Origin of the sequence: Segatella copri (assembly GCF_019249765.2) — a bacterium.
Classification (GTDB): Bacteria; Bacteroidota; Bacteroidia; order Bacteroidales; family Bacteroidaceae; genus Prevotella; species Prevotella copri_K.
On sequence record NZ_CP152484.1, the window covers coordinates 407,937 to 431,052 of the forward strand.

The 23,116-nt window shown below is 46.1% G+C and carries 14 protein-coding genes; 9 read left to right on the forward strand and 5 right to left on the reverse strand.

Annotated features, from left to right (window positions below; translation table 11 throughout):
• The first annotated feature begins 295 nt into the window (after positions 1-295).
• On the forward strand, positions 296-1,252 hold the full coding sequence (locus KUA46_RS01680) for a LuxR C-terminal-related transcriptional regulator (RefSeq protein WP_153093817.1): 957 nt from the start codon (positions 296-298) through the stop codon (positions 1,250-1,252).
• Positions 1,253-1,383: 131 nt separating this feature from the next.
• On the opposite strand, the gene KUA46_RS01685 is transcribed toward KUA46_RS01680, so the two are convergent.
• From KUA46_RS01685 to KUA46_RS01705, 5 genes are all read right to left on the reverse strand, one after another.
• A complete protein-coding gene (locus tag KUA46_RS01685; protein WP_022120876.1) occupies positions 1,384-2,013 on the reverse strand; it encodes a response regulator transcription factor in 630 nt (209 codons plus the stop codon).
• A 54-nt stretch (positions 2,014-2,067) separates the two neighbouring features.
• Positions 2,068-3,333 (reverse strand): cardiolipin synthase, encoded by a 1,266-nt coding sequence (gene cls, locus KUA46_RS01690; RefSeq protein WP_118190335.1) that lies wholly within the window; start codon positions 3,331-3,333, stop codon positions 2,068-2,070.
• A gap of 60 nt (positions 3,334-3,393) precedes the next feature.
• Entirely contained in the window at positions 3,394-4,374 is a 981-nt protein-coding gene (locus tag KUA46_RS01695; RefSeq protein ID WP_022120878.1) for a KpsF/GutQ family sugar-phosphate isomerase, read from the reverse strand.
• Positions 4,375-4,435: 61 nt separating this feature from the next.
• On the reverse strand, positions 4,436-5,185 hold the full coding sequence (gene kdsA, locus KUA46_RS01700; protein WP_022120879.1) for a 3-deoxy-8-phosphooctulonate synthase: 750 nt from the start codon (positions 5,183-5,185) through the stop codon (positions 4,436-4,438).
• A 76-nt stretch (positions 5,186-5,261) separates the two neighbouring features.
• Positions 5,262-7,622: a mechanosensitive ion channel family protein gene (locus KUA46_RS01705; protein WP_218486783.1), complete on the reverse strand. Its 2,361-nt coding sequence runs from the start codon at positions 7,620-7,622 to the stop codon at positions 5,262-5,264.
• Positions 7,623-7,798: 176 nt separating this feature from the next.
• Here KUA46_RS01705 and KUA46_RS01710 point away from each other — a divergent pair, with 176 nt between their 5' ends.
• The 8 genes from KUA46_RS01710 (at position 7,799) to KUA46_RS01745 (ending at position 22,817) form a co-directional block, all read left to right on the forward strand.
• The gene (locus KUA46_RS01710) at positions 7,799-8,749 is read left to right on the forward strand and encodes an ATPase (RefSeq protein WP_218486782.1); all 951 of its coding nucleotides are present in this window, start codon (positions 7,799-7,801) and stop codon (positions 8,747-8,749) included.
• A gap of 289 nt (positions 8,750-9,038) precedes the next feature.
• The gene (locus tag KUA46_RS01715) at positions 9,039-12,212 is read left to right on the forward strand and encodes a SusC/RagA family TonB-linked outer membrane protein (protein WP_218486781.1); all 3,174 of its coding nucleotides are present in this window, start codon (positions 9,039-9,041) and stop codon (positions 12,210-12,212) included.
• Positions 12,213-12,230: 18 nt separating this feature from the next.
• The gene (locus KUA46_RS01720) at positions 12,231-13,931 is read left to right on the forward strand and encodes a RagB/SusD family nutrient uptake outer membrane protein (RefSeq protein WP_022120883.1); all 1,701 of its coding nucleotides are present in this window, start codon (positions 12,231-12,233) and stop codon (positions 13,929-13,931) included.
• Between the two features lie 26 nt (positions 13,932-13,957).
• Entirely contained in the window at positions 13,958-15,859 is a 1,902-nt protein-coding gene (locus KUA46_RS01725; protein WP_153138860.1) for a hypothetical protein, read from the forward strand.
• Between the two features lie 34 nt (positions 15,860-15,893).
• Positions 15,894-18,014, forward strand: coding sequence for a hypothetical protein (locus KUA46_RS01730; protein ID WP_256625004.1), 2,121 nt, complete (start codon positions 15,894-15,896; stop codon positions 18,012-18,014).
• Positions 18,015-18,044: 30 nt separating this feature from the next.
• Entirely contained in the window at positions 18,045-19,859 is a 1,815-nt protein-coding gene (locus tag KUA46_RS01735) for a cellulase family glycosylhydrolase (RefSeq protein ID WP_218486780.1), read from the forward strand.
• A 216-nt stretch (positions 19,860-20,075) separates the two neighbouring features.
• Complete coding sequence (locus tag KUA46_RS01740) at positions 20,076-21,389, forward strand: glycoside hydrolase family 5 protein (protein WP_218486779.1); 1,314 nt, start codon at positions 20,076-20,078, stop codon at positions 21,387-21,389.
• Between the two features lie 141 nt (positions 21,390-21,530).
• The gene (locus KUA46_RS01745; protein WP_119230319.1) at positions 21,531-22,817 is read left to right on the forward strand and encodes a glycoside hydrolase 5 family protein; all 1,287 of its coding nucleotides are present in this window, start codon (positions 21,531-21,533) and stop codon (positions 22,815-22,817) included.
• The last annotated feature ends 299 nt before the right edge of the window (positions 22,818-23,116 follow it).

Sequence of the window (23,116 nt, forward strand, 5' to 3'; positions counted from 1 at the left end):
GTTTGCGGTCTCGACACTTTAGAGGCCTAGTATCTCCTTAAAGCCAATCTGACTTGATAAGGAATTACGCAGCTCTGCCGCTCGGGAATGGCAATCATCACCGCGCTCTTTCTCGATTTCGGGTGCAAAGGTACGAGGTTTTAAAAAATCTTGCAATACCTAAAAATCGGTAAACTGTCGCATCCCCATTTTTAGGTATTGCGAGTTTCGAAACTTTTTTGTATATTTGCAGCCGAAATAGAAACATTATGAATGTTCTTGATACAAGGATGTTTTCATTTAAGGATAAAGAAAGATGAAAAATCAGAAGATGTATGAAGCTGATGACAAGATGATCAGCATCATTAGAGACAATTATAACATTTTACAGAGCCTCGGCAGCTTCGGCATCAACCTGGGCTTTGGAGATAAGACTGTGCGCGAAGTTTGCGAAGAACAGCAGGTGGATACCTATACTTTCTTGGCTGTGGTCAACTATACCATCAATGGGTACAAGGAATACGACAATGCCGACCGCTTGTCGTTGCCGACCTTATTGCATTATCTCAAGGCGTCTCATGTCTATTATATTGATTTCCAGTTGCCTTTCATCCGTAAGGAACTCGTTGAGGCTTTGGATGAAACGGATAATCTGGCACGTCTTATCCTCAAACTTTATGATGATTATGCTCATAGCATAACCAATCACATGCGGTATGAGGAAAAGATGGTATTCCCTTATGTTCAGGCACTTATTGATGGTAATGCCAATGCAAACTTTGATATAGAAACCTTCTCGAAGCATCATGCTCAGGTAGATATGAAACTGAAGGAGTTGAAGAGCATCATCATCAAGTATTTGCCTTCTGATGGCTTGCATAACAATCAGCTGAGCGCTACTCTTTATGATATATATAATAATGAGGAATGGCTGAAACATCATTCTGAGGTTGAGGAAGAAATCTTTATTCCTGCAGTAAGAAATGCAGAGCGTAAACTGAAGCAGAACGATGTGAGTGCCAAGATTTCGAGCATGATTAATCAGACTCCGATGAGCGATGAACAGTTGAGCGACCGTGAGAAAGATGTCATTGTTGCTTTGGTTCAGGGAATGACCAACAAGGAGATTGCTGACCACTTGTTTATCTCTATCAATACGGTCATTACGCATCGCAGAAATATCGCCCGAAAGCTTCAGATTCACTCCCCTGCGGGTCTTACAATTTATGCCATCGTGAACAATCTGGTTGATATTTCTTCTGTAAAACTGTAGCTTTTCTATGGATTGATAGCTTAAATAATGTTATTTTTATATAATGATAGCGCCTTCCTCTCACATGAGGGGAAGGCGCTATCATTATATTTAGGTATGTGATAATTCTGTATCACTATTTATGGTGAAGGCTAGATCATATTGATGTCAACAAAACCATGCATCACAGCATAAATGGTGAGTGAAGACACACTTTTTAATCTCAGTTTTTCCTGTATTTTCTTGCGATGGGTAATCACAGTAGTCAGTCCGATACAGAGTTGGTCGGCTATCTCTTTGTTGATTTTCCCTTGTGCTACCAGAGATAATACCTCTATTTCTCTATCCGACAGAACTTTTTCCTGAGTGACGGGGGGCATGGCAGGGATATGTTCGCCATGAGGATGACCGGAATGCTGCAGGTTGAGAAGCTCTTTTATCAGGTATCCTTCTGGTACATTGACGCAGAGACAATGAAATTCTGCAAGTTGCGAATTGGGATCGTTGCTGGGTGTTAGAACGATCACGTGGCGGTTCCTGTTGCCCTGTGTGAAGAAGTAACGGTGTTCCAGTACAATGTGCATAGATACAAAGCTATGAACAAAGTGGTCTGGATTGTTTGCCTCGTACTGACGGAACGAACCGAAGGTCGAGATTTTCATCATGGGCATCACCGACTCAAGCAGTTGTCTGAGTCCCATTGCGGCGAGTGTATTGCTCTCTACTATTGCCATTTCCGGCATCTGTTTGCCAGCCATGGCTTTCATCATTTCTTCATTCATCTCTGTTTGTTTTACTTCTGCTAGTGAAAGTTGGGTTATACTTATATCTTGTTTTTACAAGAATGGAGTGAGTACCTTTGCTGCAAACCATCCTTTGAATCTTTGCCAGCCCGTACGCCACTCTCTCCAGTTCTTCTCATTGAGTAAGAAACTGTCTTTCTTTTCCCCATCAAAAAGCTGTACCAGTTGTTGGGTAGTGCAAGAATCCACAATCACTGCATTCTCTTCATAGTCCCAGCGCAGGCTTCGGGCATTGAGATTGGCACTGCCAACGGTACAGAACTTGCCGTCTACCATGATAATCTTGGTATGGTGGAAGCCCCGTGTGTACATCCAAACATTGCATCCTGCCTTCATCAGTTTGTGCGCATTATAGAAACCACAGTCAGGAGTCAGCGGAATGTCGCTCTTGGTAGAGAGCATGATTTCTACCTTTACTCCTCTTTTCACAGCATTCTTCAATGCCTTTTTGAGTTTATGACTCAAGGTGAAGTAGGGGCTGATAATCTTGATGCTGTCCTGTGCATCATTGATGGCATTCACATAGAAATATCGGATGATATCCTTTGTAATATGCGGTTCTCGGTTGATGATGCCGACCATCTTTCTGTAGGCTGTTGCTGTCGTATCTGGCTTGAGATTCTCTACCAGATAATCCTTCTTCTTATATCTCCAGAACTCAGTGCTGTGCACATTCTGTCCGCTCACCTTATTCCACATTTTGAGGAATATCTTCTGCAGGGTATTCACCTCGCTTCCGTCGATGCGGCAGTGCATATCGTGCCATTCTCCTACAACCTTCGTACCTTTTATATAATAGTCGGCAACGTTCATACCTCCTGTGTAGGCAATCTGTCCGTCGATGACAACGATTTTACGGTGATCACGGTTGAATATTGCATGTACCCATGGAAACTTCAGGGGCTTATATTCATAAATCTCTATGCCGTTGGCACGGATTTTCTTGAGATGTCTCTTTCGCAGAGGCTTGTTGTTGGAAGAGTTTCCGAAACCATCATATAAGGCTCTCACCTTCACACCCTCCTTGACTTTCTGTGCAAGAATATCAAAGAGAAGGGAGGCGATGCTGTCGTTGCGAAAGTTGAAGTATTCCAGGTGTACACTATGTTTAGCCTGTCGGATTGCCTGGAACATATCATCAAACTTTTCCTGACCGTTCATCAGTAGGGTTACTGAATTATCGTGAGAAAAGCTGACACCTTTCCCACGAAGCTGATTTACGATCAGTGAATCGCTAGTCTGTGCGCTGCACAGCGAACAAGACAGCCATAATGTTGCTATTAATAAAAAATATCTCATCTTATCTATAACCGTGTTATCTATAAATCCGTGTAATCTGTGTTATCCGTGCCTAAAAAATTATACCATGCAGGCATAGTGATCTACAATGCCCTTTAAATGATTATCTTTGTCTACAACCAGTACCGTATGCACCTTATACTTGTGCATGATGCGCTGGATCTCCGAAATCTTCGTCTTCGGAGTCACCATTTTCGGAGTGGTGGTCATGATGTCGCTTACAGTCTTGTTGAAGAATTCTGCCTGCCATTTCTCCATGGCGCGTCGGATATCACCATCGGTAATAAGTCCGATAACGTGGTTGTCTTCATCCAATGAGATACCCAATCCCAGTTTGCCCTTGCTTACGTGGATGATAGCCTCGCCCAGGTGCATTTCCTTAGGAATGATAGGCATATCATCGCTGCGCATCACATCTTCTGCTGTGGTCAGCAGTCGTTTGCCTAATTCTCCACCAGGATGGAACTGTGCAAAGTCACGAGGCTTGAAGTGGCGTACCTGCATCAGGGCGATAGCCAGTGCATCACCCATAGCCAATGCTGCAGTAGTACTGCTGGTAGGGGCGAGGTTCAGCGGACAAGCCTCCTTCTTTACCTTTACGGTAATATGATGGTTGGAGTATTTTGCCAGCAGGGAATCTGGATTTCCTGTGATGGAGATGATAGGTACATTCATGTGAAGTACCATCGGGATGAAACGGAGCAGTTCATCGGTCTGACCGCTGTTGCTCAGTGCCAGAACCACATCCTTGTCGGTCATCACACCTAAGTCGCCGTGATAGACATCCAGTGGATTGATGTAGAAGGCTGGTGTGCCTGTAGAGGCAAGTGTAGCGGCAATCTTGGCACCTACGTGTCCACTCTTGCCCACACCTGTAACGATAATCTTGCCTTGGCAATGATACATCATGTCTACAGCTTTCTCAAAGTTGTCGTCCAGATAAGGTATCTGGTCGAGGATGGCCTGCGCCTCGTCTCTAAGAGCCTGTTCGCCATAACCGCGAACAATCTTATCATCTATATTGTTATTTTTATCCGTCATTTCTAAATCATTTGAATTGGCTTTCCCTTCGGACGCCGAACGTTGTTTCTTCGTTCTTCACTTACAGGAGTTCTTCTATAAGTGATTCCAACTTGTTTAATTCCAGCATATTGGCTGCATCGCTCTTGCCCTGGTCTGGGTCTGGATGTACTTCAAAGAAGTAGCCGGTAGCTCCGAAAGCTTTAGCCGCCTTTGCCATTGCTGGAACGAATTTACGGTCGCCTACGGTCTTGCCGTCACCTGCACTCGGGCGCTGAACGCTATGGGTACAGTCCATGATGACATTTGGCACAATCTCCTTCATGTCAGGGATGTTTCTGAAATCTACCACGAGATTGTTATAGCCGAAACAGTTGCCGCGTTCTGTGAGCCAAACTTCCTTGGCACCGCTCTCCAAAGCCTTTTCTACAGGATATTTCATATCTCTACCGCTCAGGAACTGTGCCTTCTTGATGTTGACGGTTTTGCCTGTCTTGGCTGCAGAAACCAGAAGGTCGGTCTGTCGGCAGAGGAAGGCTGGAATCTGGAGAATATCACATACTTCGCCTGCTGCTGAAGCCTGATAACTTTCATGAATATCTGTTGTAACCTGAAGGTTGTACTTCTCCCTGATATCTCCCAGCATCTGGAGTCCTTTCTCCAGTCCTGGACCACGGAAAGAGTGGATGCTGGTACGGTTGGCTTTGTCGAATGAAGCCTTGAATATGATTTGGGTTCCTAACTTTTCGTTGATGCGGACGAGTTCCTGAGCTACTGTTTCCAATAGTTCCATAGACTCGATGACGCAAGGACCTGCTATGAATGTTGCCATATCTTTTTATAGTTTATAGTTGATAGTTTATAGTTAATAGGGAGTAAACCTGCTATTAACTGTAAACTACAAACTGTTAATTATTAACTTGTTTAATTGTAATCTCACGCTGTGGGAACGGAATCTCGATGTTGTGATCGTTGAGCGTATCGTAGATGCACTCCATGATGGTGGCATCATCGATGGCTTGGGTAAGCACGTTCACCCATACCACAATTCTGAGGGTGATGCAACTGTCATCGAAACTCTTCAGTAATACCTTCACCCCTTTGTCCTGATAGATACAGTCCAGTTTTATCAGGGCATCGATGAGAATCTGTTTCACTTCCTTCACATTGCTGCCATAAGCAATACCTACCTCCAGAATATCCAGCTCATAACCATGATTCTTGGTCATGTTCTTGTAGTTCTTCGAGAAGAGCTGCGAGTTCTGGAAAGCTATGACCGAACCGTCGGTAGCCTCCAGCATCGTAGAGGTATAACTGATACTGCTCACCTTACCACGGGTGCCGTCGCAGATGATATAGTCACCTACCTTCACACGACCCATCATCAGAGAGACGCCGTAGTAGATGTTTTCGAGAATATCCTTTGATGCAAAACCCAGACCGGTTGATAAGCCGGCAAAGATAGCAAGCAGCCATGATTTTCCTACCTGGAACACGTTCAGGGCTATCATCAGCCAGATACCCCAGATAATCACCTGCATCACGTTCTTGAACATCACAATCTTTGAGGCAGCAGAAGTCGGGTCTGCCTTCTCGAAGTGATGGCGCATGAAGTCTACAGAAGTAATGTTGATGTAGTTGAACAGGAAGTACAGACAAGCTACCTCTGAAATACTGAAAAGCGATGCAGTGAAGTTGCTGGTCTTGATGTAATCCTTGTTGAATATCTCCCATGTCGTATCACTCATGTTGAATACATCTGCAGCCCAATAGATAGAGATGATGAACGAGAGTACGCCTGAAATAGGGAGCAATACCTTATAGATAAAGCGATACAGCCATTTGTTGGTAATCGCCTTGTCAGCCAACTTCTTACGCTTGGCATATACGCTGAGCCATCCTTCGCAACAGGTGATGGTAAGCACGCAGGTAAGCTGCATGGTCCACCAGATGATAAGCTGGACGGCAAGCAGTGTGAAACCTGTCCAGGCAAAAATGGTACTTACTCCGAATACGGCAAGCGATATGAATGCGTATGTCTTGTCGGTGCGCAATACCTGGTTGTGCTTTCTGCCAATCACATTCCACTGCCAGAGAGCGCAGAGCAGAAGAACTGGTGGAAAGATAAGGTTTACCAGGTCGTTTGGTATCAGGATGATACGGAACACGATAACGATGAAACCTACCAGCATCAATGGTGAATAGATACGGAAGGTATTCTTGATCTTATCGTTGTCTACACGTAGCAGGATAGATACCAGGATGACGCCAACCAGCCAGGAATATTCTACCAGCAGCTGGCTTGCCATAATCACGAAGTTCTGGGTAACCGCCATTCTTACGATACCGAGAATAACTGCGAAGGTTACTACCGTCATCGCCATGATAAGGCATGGTCGTTTTGCCATAAAACTTTCCTTTTTGTTCTCGAACATACCATGCTTCATGAGTTGGGTAATCACGATGCGGATGGTAAAGAGATTGAGGAAGATGGAGATGAGCCCCCAGAAGATGATGATACCGAAGAGGATGAAGATGATACGAACATCCCATTGCGACATCATGCCCGGTACGGGCTTGTATTTCTCGGTTACAGATGTCTTCGCCTCCTTATAGTTCATGCTGAAGTTACGGAGTATGCGCAGATAGTTGTCGCCTCCATTATTGAAGATGCTGTTCTGGATATCTTCGTATCTGCGGTTGGCATAGTCGTTGAGTGCCTGTAACTTACGGTCGGTTCTGTCGTAAGCCTGTACATAGGCTTGCAGCTGTTTCTGTTTCTCTACCAGCTGGCGGCGGATATTGACAGCCAGAGTCAGGTCTACGTTTCGGTTCACCTGTGCTTCTTCGCTGAGAAACATGGTGTTCATGCCGTAGAGATAGTTGATGAGTGAATCGAAACGAGCCACCTCAACATTGTTCTTCTTGATCATCTGGCGGAAAGGAACAGCCTTCGACTTAAACTTCTTAAACTGCTCTGTAGCCTCATGACAGGCATACGTCATGTCGAAAATATACCCATTGCGCTGCGAATAGAGCATGATGGAGTTCTGGTCAGCCTGTTTCACAATACTGATGAGTTCCTGAATCACAGCCAACTGTTGAGCCTTGGCAGCTTGGTTCTGTTTCTCCAAGTCTATGTGATAGTTGGTCAATTCTGTACGCAGCATATAGAGCGTTGTGTCCAGGTTGGCTTCCTTGAGCACTGCGTTGCTTGGCAGCACGAATGCCACCATCAGCAGAATTATGATGTATAGTCTCTTCTTCATATTTAGTAAATTTGACTGCAAAGTTATTAATAATTCGTGAAAAAGCAAAGAGAAAACCGCCTTTTTTGATATATTAGCACCTTTACGTTCGATTTTTAGGGTTATCTTTTGCATTTTTCATATAAATTGATTACATTTGCAACGTCAAAGGATACGTTAATTAATCAGATAAGAATATGAAGATACTCATAGCAGATAGTGGCAGTACCAAGACCGATTGGGCTCTGGTTGATGAACAGGGTAACGTGATGGTTACCTGTAAAACGCAGGGCATCAGTCCGATTCATCAGAGTGATGCCGAGATTTTGGATGTATTGTGTAAGGAACTTGTTCTGTCAGAGCAGCCTCAGGAGGTTTTCTTTTATGGCAGTGGAGTAACCGAGGCGATGAAGTCTCGCATGAAATCACTCTTGCAGCAGTCTTTTCCCGAAGCCAAGGTTGAGGCAGAAGGTGATATGCTGGGAGCAGCCCGTGCCCTGTTTGGCAAGAAACCGGGTATCGCCTGTATTTTGGGAACCGGTGCCAACAGTTGTCTTTACGATGGAGAGAAGATTGTGATGAACACGCCTCCGTTGGGATATATCCTGGGCGATGAGGGTAGTGGGGCAGTAATCGGCAAACTTTTCCTCAATGGTATCTTCAAGGGCACATTGCCTGTATCGCTAAAGAATAAATATCTTGCCTGGTCGGGCTTGGATTATCCTACTATTATTAATAAGGTGTACAGACAGCCGCTTGCCAATCGCTTCCTGGCTTCCATCTGTCCTTTTATCTCAGAACAGATAGCAGAAGGTGAGAAACACGAGAACGGGACTGACGAACTGAACGAAGCGATGGCTCTCTATCGCATGATACTGGAGAGTTTCAATCAGTTCTACGCAAAGAATCTCACACCTTATATTAAATATGTCAAGGCGAGCACCGAGGATATAAGCCAGTTGGAGCCAGGCATGAAGGCATGGCATTCATCCTTGGAAGAAGAAATCCCGATGCTTGGTTTTGTTGGAAGCATAGCTCATTACTTTGAATCACCTTTGAGAAATGTGATGGAGGATGAGTTTCATCTCAAGATTTCCCAGATATTGAAAGCTCCGATGCTGGGGTTGATAAAATATCATATTAATTAAACTATTTTTGCACCAAAATGTATTTTATGCTACATTTTGGTGCTTTTTCGTTAAAAAATGTAGGTTGCGCAACATTTTATACGTAATTGATTAACCAAAACATACCCCATTGTGTCTGTTTTTTATCTATCTTTGCCCCCGAAAAGTAAATGTAAACAACGATAAATCGAGGCAATCCTCATAACCGAGGCTTATACCTTATTTATATAAAGGCAATATTCGACCTATGTTACATAGGCCCTATATTACACCTAGAAGCAACAATTATTAATTTAAACCTAAAGTAATTATGAGAAAAACATCTCAGAAATTCTCGCAGAGCCACATGCTCTGCAAAGTTGCTCTGGTAGCCATCATGTTGGTGTTCCAGGCAATGTTAGGAATCGGAGCGGGTGTCCTCAATGCTCAGACGGTTAAGGGTACTGTCATCTCTGGCAGTGACAATGAACCATTGATTGGTGCAAGTGTCATGGTGCAGGGTACAAAGACTGGTGCCGTTACTGACCTGGATGGTAACTTTACCATTGAAGCAAAGAAAGGACAAACACTCGAAGTTTCGTATCTGGGCTTTATCACCCAAAAGATTAAAGTTACAGGTTCGACAATCAACGTAACCTTAAATGAAGACAAGCAGTCACTTGATGAAGTTGTCGTAGTAGGTTACGGTGTTCAGAAGAAAAAGCTGGTGACGGGTGCTAACATCAACGTGAAGGGTGATGACATCGCCAAGTTGAACACTTCCAATCCGCTTCAGGCGCTCCAGGGACAGACTCCTGGTATGAGCATCATCTCAACATCCGGTCAGCCGGGTTCCGGTTTGAAGGTAAATATCCGTGGTATGGGTACCGTGAGTGGTTCTGATCCGCTTTACATCATTGATGGTGTACGTGGTGACATCGCTTCTCTGAATCCTGCCGATATCGAAAGCATTGATGTGCTGAAGGATGCGGCATCGGCTGCCATCTATGGTTCGCAGTCGGCCAATGGTGTGGTTCTGATTACTACCAAGAGTGGTAAGGAAGGCCGTGCCGTGGTTAGCTTCGACGGCTATGTGGGTTGGCAGAACAAGCCACGCAGCATTGATATGCTCAATGCCAGTGAGTATATGACTATTCTGGATGAGGCTGCCATCAACTCGGGTAAGAACGCCTACGACTGGAGCAAATACAAGAGTATCTATGATGCCAATGGTGATTTGATTGATACCGACTGGGTAGATCAGATGTTTGTGAAGAATGCCAAGACTTCTTCTTATAATATAGGTGTAAATGGCGGTAGCAAGACTGCTAATTATGCCATGACTCTGGGTTATATGAACCAGGAAGGTATTGTTGGCGGCAAGGACGTCAGCAATTATGAACGTTACAACTTCCGTGTCAATTCCGACTGGAAGGTGAAGGACTGGTTGAAGGTGGGTGAGCAGATCAGTTTCATCTATACCCAGAATACGGGTATCGCTGTGGGCAATGCTTATAACAACACTCTGCGCAGTGCCTTCAATACCTCTCCATTGTCGCCAGTCTATAGCGACAACAACAAGTATGATTCTCCTTTTAATGATACCAGCAACAGCGACTGGTATAATGCCGATGGCAACCCATACGGCTTGATGATGACGAACAATAACAATCAGACGAATGCAGCCCGTTTCACCGGTAATGTGTATGCGGAGATTGAGCCTATCAAGAACTTGAAGTATCGCACCGTAGTAGGTTACGAATATTATGCAAGCGATTACCGTTCGTTTACTCCTCTCTATCAGTTCTCTATCTATAGCTACAACACAGCCAACCGTACCAGTGTGAACCAGAATATGGGACATAACTGGCAGTTGACCTGGACCAACACCCTGTCTTACGACTTCAAGGTAAAGGATCATAGCTTCACAGCCTTGGCAGGTATGGAGTCCTGGCGCTTTGATGGCGTAGGCGTAAGTGCATCCAATGCCACCCTGAAGAGTGGCTTTGCCGACTGGAACCATGCTTATGTAAGCAATGGTACCGCTGCCACCGCTACCGATGGTCTGGGTGCCAGCGGTGCTCCTTCTCTGTCACAGCGCATGGTGAGCTACTTTGGTCGTGTAAGCTGGAACTGGAAGGAAACCTATATGGCAACAGCTACCCTGCGTGCCGATGCTTCTTCTAAGTTTGCCCGTGGCAACCGCTGGGGCTACTTCCCTTCTGTTTCTGCCGGTTGGATTGTAACCAATGAAAAATGGGTGAAGCCTCTGCTCAAGGTGCTTGATTATGCCAAGGTGCGTGCAAGCTGGGGACAGGTTGGTAACCAGAATATTGGCGACCTGATGTTTATTTCTCCTATCTCAACATCGGGCGCTTACTATAACTTCGGTACGGCTTTGGGTGCTGACGGACAGTCAAATTACTATGGTGCTTACGAAAGCCGTCTGTCTAACGAGAATGTGAAGTGGGAAACTTCAGAGCAGTTGGACTTCGGTTTGGATTTGCGTCTCCTGGGCAAGCTGAATGTCAACATCGACTGGTATAAGAAGACCACCAAAGACTGGTTGCTGGTTAAGCCTATCCCAGGCACAGCCGGTACGGGAGCCCCTTATTTCAATGGAGGTGACGTAGAGAATACCGGTATAGAAATCGGTTTGGGCTGGAACGACAACATTGGTAGAGATTTCAACTACTATGTGAATGTCAACGGTGCCTATAATAAGAATAAGGTGGGAAGCATCCCTACATCCGATGGTATCATTCATGGTACCGATGGTAATGGTCAGCTCTATGATAACTCTACCGAGTTCTACCGTTGCAGCAATGGCGAACCAATCGGTTACTTCTGGGGTTACAAGACCGCTGGTATCTTCCAGAACCAGAAAGAAATCAACGAGTGGGTAGCGGCAGGCAATGGCGTACTTCAGGGGTCTTCTGTAAAACCTGGCGATGTAAAGTATTACGATGTCAACCACGATGGTACCATCAATGATGCCGACAAGGTAAACCTGGGCAATGGTATGCCAGACTTTACCTATGGTTTCTCACTCGGCTTCGGCTACAAGGGACTCGACTTCTCTGTAACCGCCAACGGTTCTGTAGGCAACGACATCGTTCAGAGCTACCGCAATGTAGGTGCCAAGACTGCCAACTACACTTCAGCTATTCTGCAGCGCTGGACAGGTGAGGGAACATCCAACAAATATCCACGTGTAACAGAGACCAATGTGAACTATCAGTTCTCCGACCTCTTTATCCAGGATGGTGACTTCCTGAGAATCAGCAACATCACCTTAGGTTATGATTTTGCCAAGCTGCTTCATCAGAAGTTCGTATCTCAGGCCCGTTTGTACTTCCAGGTTCAGAATGCGTTTACCTTTACCAAGTATGACGGCATGGACCCAGAAATCGGTTATGGTGTCAATAGTTGGGCATCAGGCGTAGATTTGGGTTACTATCCACGTCCACGTACCTTCATGGTAGGTTTGAATCTTAAGTTCTAATTTAAAGGAGATATCATTATGAAGACAAATAAAATAAAGATAGCCGCTTTGGGTATTTTGGCTATGGGAGGTCTGGCATCTTGCAGCGACAGTTGGCTGGATGTGGCTTCCAAGACAGAATCAAATTCCGGCAATTTCTATAAGAGTCAGGAAGATGGACTTCGCTCGCTCTATGCCTGCTACGATGGTTGGCAGCGTACCGTTTCAGATGGTCCTTCGTTCACCGTCTATCAGTTGACCGAGACGATGAGTGATGAGTGCTTTGGCGGTACGGGTAACACCGATGGCCGCAACACGCAGATTCTCGACCGTTTCGACATGAATCAGGCACCGTCTTATACCGATATGCACGAAACCTTGTGGAAGAGCTATTATGCAGCCATCTTCCGCTGCAATGAGTTTATCGATAAGGGTGAAGGCATTACCTGGGATGATGAGAATGCAAAGAACACCTATCTGGGTGAGGCTCATGCTCTTCGTGCCTTGTGCTATTTCGATATGCTTCGCCTTTGGGAGAATATTCCGTTGCTGGAACATGCCACCAGCGAAGTGGTTCCTCAGGCTGCTCCTGACTCTGTATATAGTCTGGTATTCAGAGATTTGAAGTATGCCATCGAGCATATTCCTGCCAATGCCTATCCTAAGAAGGATGCGGCTACCAACGATGGACATATCACCAAGTATGGTGCCGAGGCAATTCTGGCTCGCGCATACCTCTTCTATAGTGGCTATTATGGCAAGGAGCCTGATCAGCTGGGCTTGACCAAGGCGGATGCCCTGGCAGCCTGCGAGGATATCATCTCCAGTGGCGAGTTCAGTCTGGTACCTCGATTCAGAGATTTGTGGCCAGCTTCTGCTGATGACAAGAGCGGTGACCACGTAGGACTTTGGGCACATGAGAACTCTTCCTGGGCTGGTCCTGGAAACCCAGAGACCATACTCTCGATGAAGTTCAACTACACAGCCGATTATAATGGCAACAATGATGGTAACCGTTTCCAGGTAATGATAGGAATGCGTACCGGTAGTCTGGTTTACGAAGGCTATGGCCAGGGTTGGGGTGCATGCACTGTTACACCATCCATTGCTTCAGCCTATGCTACGGGTGATACCCGCCGTTCAGCCTCTATCATCGATGCTTCACAGTTGAAGGATTACGAGAACACCTATCTTGCCGACCAGCGTGAATACACCGGATATTTCGTTAAGAAATATACCCCTTTGTCTAAGCACGAAACTGCTGGTGATGGCAAGTTGCAGCATTACACGGAAACAGTGGGTGCAGGCGATTTCCAAATCAGTCAGTTCCAGGATTGGGTCCTCGTCCGTTACGCCGATGTCCTGTTGATGGCAGCAGAGTTGGGCAGTCCTAATGCCCAGTCTTACTTCGACCAGGTTCGCAAGCGTGCTTATACCGAGGATGATGGCACCACCCTGAGTGGCAACTATTCTCAGCAGACAGCCACCAAGGAGAACATCCTGAAAGAGCGCAAGCTTGAGTTTGCCTTCGAGGGAATCCGCTATTGGGATCAGCTCCGTCAGGGCGTGGAGCAGGCAGCCAGGGAGATTGCCGGTTCCTGGGAAGTGAAGGATGGCGGCGAGAAAACCACCGTATCCATCAGTGCCGAGAATATCATCAAGAAACGTGGTTTGATTCAGATTCCTATCACCGAGATCGGACTTTCTCATGGTCTCCTGAAGCAGAATCCTGGTTGGTAATTCTAACTTTTTAAAGTATTGGTTTTATGAAGATTATAAATAAAATATATTCGCTTTTGGCAGCTGTCATGATTCTCGTCATGGCGAGCTGCTCTCCAGACGGGTTTGGTCTGGGCGATAAGAACTTGTCTTCTGAGGATTTGGCTGAGAACATCGCCTTCACGATTACTCACGACGAAAGCAATCCTAATATTGTCAAGTTCAAGAGTCTGTTGCCATCGAGCTATTCGGTGGTCTTTGATACGCCTCAGGGACGTTTCCAGCAGGATGAGGTGAGCCTGAAGATTCCTTTCAATGGTACCTATCAGGCACGTATCGGTGTTGAAACCCGCGGCGGTTTCCTCTGGGGACCCTACGCCGAGTTCAAGGTAGATGATTTCTGTGCCGAATTCGTTACCGATCCTCTGTGGACCTATCTGAGTGGCGGCGTAGGCAAATCGAAGCGATGGAAGTTGGATATCGATGCCAATGTCATCACCAAGCATTCAGACCTCTGGGCAGGTCCGCTCGGATTCTGGGGTATGGATGATGACTGGAGTACCTGCATGATGGGACAGACCGCTGCAGCCGGCGACCATTGGAACTGGACTCCTGGTATCGCAGACAACTCCTGGGTGATGTCGGCTATGGACTATGGTTATATGGAGTTCGACCTGATTGGCGGTGCCCATGTCACCGTATATAATGCTGAGACAGGTGAGACCCTTAAGGGTACTTACATGCTGGATACAGACAATCATACCATCACCTTCTCGGATGCGGAACTGCTCCACAATTCGGGACATGACCAGGTTGCTACCAACTGGCGTAGCGGACTGAAGCTGATGGGACTTGCCGACGACCGTTTGCAGATAGCAACAGTTCGAGACAATTCTGATGAGGGCAAGTGCTTGCTTTGCTACAACTTCGTTTCAGAGGAATACTGGGACAATTGGACTCCTTCCGCGCCAGAGAACACCCAGGTGAAGCCAACGCTGATGACTGACTGGCGCGACTGGGTAGAGCAGAAGACCAATAAGGAAATCACCTACAAGTTGGCTAACCCTGATAATGAAGAGGGACGGCAGTTTGACTATTGCAACCTCGACGGTAGTGCCAAGGGCATTCAGCTTACAGCAGCTAGTGGTATCGAGGATGCAACCCTCGTGATGAACAGCGAGTCAAAGAGTTATATCTATACCGCTCCTGATGGAAGTCAGGTTTCCGGTAAATATACCTTGAACGATGAAGGCGTATTCACTTTCGACAAGGGCTTCGGAAATACCCAGCTTTCTGCAACGGGCAATTACAACATGCATGCCAATGCCGACAACACCCTGCGTATTCTGAAAGTCAGCAAGGATGACTATACCGGACATCTGAAGGATTTGTGGCTCGGTAGCCAGTGTCTTGATGACCAGGGCAATCTCTATCAGTATCAGGCATACCACTGGGTAGCCCAGAGCGCAAGTTCTGCATCAGGTCCTAAGTATAAGGCAAACCTCTTCTTCAACAACTCCGGTTGGGGCTGGAAGCACGATGGCGATATCGCCAACTATATGAGCACCAATGTGTTCATCACAGGCGATGGCGACTATTCCTTGAAGTTTGAGGGTGCAGAGAGCAATCCATATCTTCTCTACATCGACGTCAACAAGATTCTGAAGGACAATCCAAACTGCGATATCACCATCAAGAGCATCAAGGTAGATGGCAAGAGTGTTGATTTTGATGATACACTCATCCCAAGAGGATATACAGATGACGACCCAAGTACCAACTCCTTCCGTCGTTATGTATTGAACCCATGGGGACCTGCCGCATGCTTCAAGTTTGATTCCGGCAAAAATGAGTTTACCGACTTCAAGTGTTCTTCAAGCATCGAAGTGGTTATCACCGTGAAGATGGATACAGGTGCTCCTGTAGTGACACCTTCAGAGGGTAAATAAGATTAGAAACTTTAATGTGGATTAGATTATGAAAATGAAATATTTAGCAGGTGTGATGCTGCTGATGGTCGGTCTTTGCTCGCTCTCTTCCTGTAGCGATGATGACTACTCTGCAGCCACAGGAAATGTAATTAGCACCATTGAGACGGGTGATGCTTCTGTTACTGCTATTTCGGCAGTAGTCAGCGGCAAGGTCTTGGACTTGAGTAAGCAGGATGCCGGTGCCTATGCGGTGGGTGTTGTTTACGGTACCAACCCCGATCCTACCACAGCCGGCTCCAAGCAGCCTGGCGTGATTGATGCCGAAGGTAATGTAACCGCCACTCTCTCGGGATTGACCAAGGGCAATACCTATTATTATGCCACTTACGTACAGTTACAGGGCATAGTAACCAAGTTTGGTGAGGTAAAGAGCTTCGTGGCTACTGATGCCCAGATTGCTACAGCCGGAGCCACGGATGTTACGGCTACCAAGGCTACCCTGAGTGCTACAGCCAATGGCTTGGAAGGCATCCTGATAGAGGGAGAGACCCAGATGAACTATGGTTTCAAGATTTCAACCTCTGAGGCAGATGTAGAGAATGGTATCAATTATCCAATCTCTGCCAGTGCCAAGACCATCAGTCAACGTGTGGAAGGTTTGCTTCCTGGAACTACTTACTATTATACATCATATTTCGAGTTGGGCGATGGTTTTGTCTATGGTGAGACCAAGAGCTTTACCACTCCTGCTCAGACAATGGAATATGTTGACTTGGGTTTGAGCATCCTTTGGGCTAAATGCAACCTGGGTGCAGAATCAGAGGAAGAGACAGGTACCCTTCTGGGCTATGGTGATTTGACTGGTGTGAATCAGAGTACTTATCTCATCGATTACAATACAGTGGAGGATATCGCCGGTACGGATAAGGATATCTTGAAGAAGGTGAACGTGGATGCGGGTGCCTTGATGCGCAGTTCTACTCCTACAGCTGATCAGATGAGTGAGTTGATTGCCAATACCACTCAGACAGAAGTTGAGGTGAAGGGCGTGAAGGGTATCAGATTTACTGCAGCCAATGGCAACAGCATCTTTATGCCTTACACCGGTTACCGCAATGGAACTGCCAAGGTAGGTGAGGGCAACCAGGGCTTGTATTGGAGCGGCAATAACTATAGCATCGCTACGGATTATAGCCAGACGCTCAATCTGAGCAATGGTACTGCTTCATCTGGTGTTTCGGCCCGCAACCTGGGCTTGGCGATTCGTCCTGTTCGTATGTCACCTGAGTTGAAGGTTGATAATTCCAAATTGGTTGTCGGTGACCTTGAGAATAATGGTAGAATCCGTATCGAGATTTTCAACCAGTATGGTTCTACGGGTAGCAATCCTGGCATCAACCAGGCTCAGATTAAGTTTACCAAGAACATGGTGGTTACTTTCCGTCTTTCTGGTTTGACAGATAACATGAAGGAAGGTGCGGGCAGTCATGTGGCTGGTTTGGAGTATGGTGATGCTTCTTGGGATCCAAGTCGCTGGTCAGCCTTTGATAATTCCAAGTATGATGCCAACGTTACTGGCGATGGTCTCTATACGGTTTGGATGGAGACAGGTGGTGCCGAGGCAGAAGGTGCAGCGGTATTCTGTGTGGATATCAACAATCTGGCAGCTGATGCCATCGATGCATCCAAGATTACTGCAGAGATTGTGAGCATCAAGTTTGATGTGGATCCTGAATTCTCTATGGATTTCTCCAAGACAGAGTTCGTCAACAAGGATGGCAAGGGCACAGACGGTCGCATTGAAATCTACAATGAGTATGGTAATACCAAGGCAAATGGAGTGGATGCTTCAGCCTTGTCATTCACTGGTAATCTGATTGTCAACTTCACCATCACAGGTATCGACGGCAACCTGAAGGATTCTGCTTCCAAGAACTACAAGACAGAACTTTCTTATGCCACACCTAGCTGGTATCCTAGCTACTGGGGCGGTTCTGAATTCGGTCGCACTTATGTGAAGGGCGATGGCACCTACGAAGTTTCCGCTTCTTTGGCAGATAAGTGCTCGGGTGCAGTGGTTTGGTCCATCGAACTCTACGATTTGTGGAAAGACCTGGTTGATCCTACTCAGGTTAAGGTTAAGATTAATCATGTCTTGACTCCAAGTAAGTAATCATACGTATTATTTTGATATTCTATGAATATGAAGAAAATAACAATTTTATCGTTTCTGATCATGGCTTTTGCCATGGTCAGTTTCTCAGCTTGTTCTGATGAGGATACCATCGGAGGCGGTGAAGGACTCTCTAAGGACTTCGTGGTTTCCCGTTCTGATATGGCATTTACGAAGAATGGTGGTGAGACTGATTTATATGTCAAGGCGGCTCAGGTACCAACGGTTTCTACCGAAGCGGCTTGGTTGGCTGTAACTCCAGTGGCTGGCTCTTCTAGTATTACCCATCATTTCCTCATCAAGGCAGAGGAAAATACAGCCAATGATGATCGTTCGGCAACTATCACCGTAGCGGCTGGTTCTGATACCAAGACTATCACCGTGAGCCAGAACTCTACCGAGGGACTGCTCATATCATCAGGTAAAACCATGAATGTGGGGGCTGCCGGTGGTCAGGTTACAGTAACCCTGAAGGCAAATGCAAGTTATTCTCAGGTAATCAGCAATGACTGGGTGAGTGAGATTACTTCTCGTGCCAACATGGTGGAATACACCCGCAACTATTCGGTGGCTGCCAACATCAGCAATGCCCGTTCGGCAACCATCAGCTATACCATGGTGGTAAACGACAGTACTTCCATCACCGAAGCTGTTACCATTAACCAGGAGCAGGGTACTACTACTGGTGATATGAGCAAGACAGCTATGGATATTGCTGCCTTGATGTATCCGGGTTGGAATCTGGGTAATACGATGGAGGCAGGAAATGCTGCCAATAACTGGAAGAATGCCGGTATCGGTTCTGAAACTTTTTGGCAGTCGGCAAAGACTACTCAGCAGCTCATCGACCTGGTGAAGGCTTCCGGTTTCAAGAGCGTCCGTATTCCTTGTTCTTGGGTGATGGGGCACATCACAGATGCTGAGGCTTGCACCATCGATGCCGATTGGCTGACCCGTGTTCACGAGGTGGTAGATTACTGCATCAAGAACAATCTCTATGTCATCATCAACCAGCATTGGGATGGTGGATGGATTGAGCATGATGGCTTCACTGCTGCTACTGATGTGGATGCTACCAAGGCAAAACTCACCAAGATTTGGACTCAGATAGCCAATAGTTTCAAGAATTATGACGAGCGTCTTATCTTTGCCGGTATGAATGAGCCTGGTGTGGGTGGCGGTGATGCCAATGCATTGCTGGGCACTGCGGATTTGGCCAATAGAATTGCTGAATATGAGCAGACTTTCATTGAGGCGGTTCGTGCCACAGGTGGCAACAATGCCAAGCGAGTTCTGATAGTTCAGGGGCCTAATACCGATATCGATAAATTCGTAGCCAACAACTACATGTCTAAGATTAAGGATTCTGCTACCGACCGATTGATGGTAGAGGTTCACTTCTATGATCCATATAATTTTACCGATCTGAGTGAAGACAAGGATTGGGGCAAGTATTGCCTCTATTGGGGCAAGAATAACACCAATGGTTCTGAGGCTGGTCGTACAGCTGATGCTAAATACAACGAGGATTATGTTGAGGCTCAGATGAAGAAGATGAAGACCAACTTCTTCGACAAGGGTTATCCTGTAGTGATTGGTGAGTTTGGTGCCAACCAGCGTCTGGCCATCGGTAAGGATGCTGTTCATGATGCATCAGTTAAGGACTATTACAAGGCTGTTGTAACTAGTGCTATCAATAATGGTTGTGTTCCAATGGCTTGGGATACAAATAGTAATTATCCTAGCATGACTATCTTCAACCGTGCTGGTGCAAGTGTTAGCAATACTAATATGCTTGAGAGTATCCAGGCTGCTGTTGCTGCAGCAAAGTGGCCTGCTAAATAAAAAACGAGATATTAAGTCTTTAGGTTTGATATAAAGTAGGTGTGGGCGCATATCAGGGGAATTTTTCTCTGATGTGCGTCCTTTTTTTGTGCAAATATCGTACATCCTAACATAATATACCTATCCTTTTATCAAAAGTATACATTCACGCTACAGTTTTTTCGATATCTTTGCAACATGATAACTTCAAAACCCGATAATACGTTAGATTGATATATGAAGAAGATAGTTATGATTATATTGGCTGCCGCTCATTTCGCTTGGGCTGGCGCACAGGTTAAACCAGTGGATGGCCGTATCTCGAAAATGAAACTCACGGCTACCGAACTGGCTCATTATATGGCTCCAGGAGTCAACCTGGGTAATACGATGGAGGCGTGCGACTGGAATGATGTCTTTACCAATCAGGCTGGACTGAAGTCGGAAACTTCATGGCAGAATGATAAGACTACTGAGAGCTATATCCGGAGCTTGAAACAGCAGGGATTCAACAGTCTTCGCATCCCTATATCCTGGGTGGCTGGACATCTTACGGATAAGGAGAATATGACCATAGATCCTGTCTGGATGAAACGAATCAAGGAAATCGTAAACTATGGTCTCAATGCCGGTCTCTGTGTCATCATCAACGAACACTGGGATGGCGGATGGATGGAGCATGATGCTTTTACCAGTGGGGCGAATGTGGCAGAGCATAAGGAGATGTTCCGCAAGCTGTGGACGAATATAGCAAAGGATTTCAAGACGTATGACCAGCGGGTTCTCTTTGCTGCCCTCAACGAACCGGGAGTGGGAGGCGCCAGTCCGCAGGTTCAAGGCGACATGCTGGCTCCTGATAGTAAGGAGTTTGCCGACCGTCTCCTGGCATACGAACAGGTGTTTATCGATGCCGTCCGTGCTACCGGTGGTAATAATGCCAGCCGTGTGCTCATCGTACAGACTCCAAAGACCGAGATTGATTTGGCTGCAAAGGATTCTTACGACATCACCCGTCTGAAGGATAAGGTGAAGAACCGTCTGATGTCAGAGGTTCATTTCTACGATCCTTATATATTTACCCTGATGGACAAAGATGCCGATTGGGGCAAGGTGGCTCTTTATTGGAAAGGACATGCGCCTGCCGATGACCAGGGACGAACCGTAAACACCATCTGGTATAATAACAAGAACGTGGATGCCTACCAGCATATCACCAATCAGGTGATGAAGATGAAACAGAAGTTTGTAGATCAGGGCTATCCGGTAGTCATCGGTGAATATGGTGCCAACCGTAAGGATGCCTCTCTCTTCGGTGGTAATCAGGAGAAGCATAATGAGAGTATGATGGCATGGTATGGTGCTGTGACTGCCGAAATGATGAAGGCAGGACTTATCCCATACGTCTGGGATATCAATGTGCAGCCTCTTCCTCACATGACCATCTTCGACAGAAAGAAGCAGGTGGTTTCCGACTCCTATATATTTAAAGGTGTGATGCAGGGAGCAGCCAAAGGGATGGAAGATTACCTGAAAATCTATCCGAAACCTTAGAAAAATAGAGAAAAAGCAATAATAAATAAGCATAGTTTAGATTTATATGTAGAAAGGGCAAAAAAGTATCATGCTTTTTTGCCCTTATTTAGTATCTTTGCAACCGAAAATGAATCTTTAAACTGTAAACTTAAATAATAAATGAAGAAGATATTTGTTTTATTGATGATGGCATTGGCTACATGCAATATCTCTGCGAAGTCAAACTTTGTGCAGGTAAAGGACGGACATTTCGTTCGCGACGGTAAACCTTATTATTATGTAGGTACCAATTTCTGGTATGGTGCCATCCTCGGTTCAGAAGGACAGGGCGGCAACCGTGAGCGTCTCTGCAAGGAACTCGATAAAATGAAGGAGATGGGCATTGACAACCTCCGCATCCTGGTGGGCTCTGATGGAAAGCGAGGAGTGAAGACCAAGGTTGAGCCGACGCTGCAGGAAGCTCCGGGCGTTTATAATGATACGATTCTTGCCGGTCTCGACTATCTGCTGATGGAGATGGGCAAACGCAAGATGCTGGCCGTGCTCTATCTGAACAATTCCTGGGAATGGAGTGGCGGTTATGGCTATTACCTGGAGCAGGCTGGTTTGGGTCAGGCTCCCCGTCCTAACGAAGATGGATATCCTGCCTTCATGAACTTCGTCGCCAAATATGCATCCTGCGAAAAGGCGCATCAGCTATTCTATGATTATGTGAAATTCATACTTACGAGAACCAACAGATATACAAAGAAGAAGTATAAGGACGACCCGGCTATCATGTCATGGCAGATAGGTAACGAGCCTCGTGCTTTCAGCAAAGAGCAGTTGCCTGCTTTCGAAAAGTGGCTGGGTGAAGCGAGCAAGCTGATCCGTTCGCTCGATAAGAATCATCTGATTTCTATCGGTAGCGAAGGTAAATGGGGATGTGAAGGTGAACTGAACTGTTGGGAACGGATCTGTGCCGACAAGAATGTAGATTATTGCAACATTCATCTTTGGCCATACAACTGGAGTTGGGCGAGAAAAGACCATTTGCAGGAAGATTTGGGAATCTCCTGCCAGAACACCAAGGAGTATATTGATGAACATCTTGAGGTATGCGGACGTATCAGGAAGCCATTGGTGATGGAGGAGTTCGGCTATCCTCGTGATGGTTTCTCTTTCTCAACTTCTTCTACAACAGAAGCACGTGATGGATATTATAAGTATGTGTTCAGTCTTGTTGGCGACAATGCTGCATCAGGCGGTTACTTTGCCGGTTGTAACTTCTGGGGATGGGGCGGCTTTGCCAATCCTAAGCATGAGCAGTGGCAGGTAGGTGATGACTACACCGGTGATCCTGCTCAGGAAGCGCAAGGTCTGAACTCCGTTTTTTCTACTGATAAATCAACATTGGATGTAGTAAAGACGCAGGTAGACAGAATGAAGAAGATTGGTAAGTTATAAGTTTAGTGAAATTGTTAGTTGTTTTAGGAGGGTGTGCCATCAGTTCATGGTGCACCCTTCTTTTTTTTGTTTATTGTATTTTTTTTTGTCGATTTTGTTGCCATATCTGCCACTCATATTGTAACACTCTGATTATGAGTGAATAATGGGTGGCAATAAGCGATATTTTTATTGTCACCTATTGCCACCTGTTGTCACTCCTATTGGTAAGCGATTCCGCTTACCGATGCTCCCGAAATTACGTCCCGACGTAGCATTTGCTGCGTCCCGACGTAATAACAGACGCGTCCCGACGCAGC

Coding starts and splice junctions, on each gene's coding strand:
- KUA46_RS01680 (WP_153093817.1), top strand. CDS start 296: ATGAAAAATCAGAAGATGTATGAAGCTGATGACAAGATGATCAGCATC.
- KUA46_RS01685 (WP_022120876.1), bottom strand. CDS start 2,013: ATGAATGAAGAAATGATGAAAGCCATGGCTGGCAAACAGATGCCGGAA.
- cls (WP_118190335.1), bottom strand. CDS start 3,333: ATGAGATATTTTTTATTAATAGCAACATTATGGCTGTCTTGTTCGCTG.
- KUA46_RS01695 (WP_022120878.1), bottom strand. CDS start 4,374: ATGACGGATAAAAATAACAATATAGATGATAAGATTGTTCGCGGTTAT.
- kdsA (WP_022120879.1), bottom strand. CDS start 5,185: ATGGCAACATTCATAGCAGGTCCTTGCGTCATCGAGTCTATGGAACTA.
- KUA46_RS01705 (WP_218486783.1), bottom strand. CDS start 7,622: ATGAAGAAGAGACTATACATCATAATTCTGCTGATGGTGGCATTCGTG.
- KUA46_RS01710 (WP_218486782.1), top strand. CDS start 7,799: ATGAAGATACTCATAGCAGATAGTGGCAGTACCAAGACCGATTGGGCT.
- KUA46_RS01715 (WP_218486781.1), top strand. CDS start 9,039: ATGAGAAAAACATCTCAGAAATTCTCGCAGAGCCACATGCTCTGCAAA.
- KUA46_RS01720 (WP_022120883.1), top strand. CDS start 12,231: ATGAAGACAAATAAAATAAAGATAGCCGCTTTGGGTATTTTGGCTATG.
- KUA46_RS01725 (WP_153138860.1), top strand. CDS start 13,958: ATGAAGATTATAAATAAAATATATTCGCTTTTGGCAGCTGTCATGATT.
- KUA46_RS01730 (WP_256625004.1), top strand. CDS start 15,894: ATGAAATATTTAGCAGGTGTGATGCTGCTGATGGTCGGTCTTTGCTCG.
- KUA46_RS01735 (WP_218486780.1), top strand. CDS start 18,045: ATGAAGAAAATAACAATTTTATCGTTTCTGATCATGGCTTTTGCCATG.
- KUA46_RS01740 (WP_218486779.1), top strand. CDS start 20,076: ATGAAGAAGATAGTTATGATTATATTGGCTGCCGCTCATTTCGCTTGG.
- KUA46_RS01745 (WP_119230319.1), top strand. CDS start 21,531: ATGAAGAAGATATTTGTTTTATTGATGATGGCATTGGCTACATGCAAT.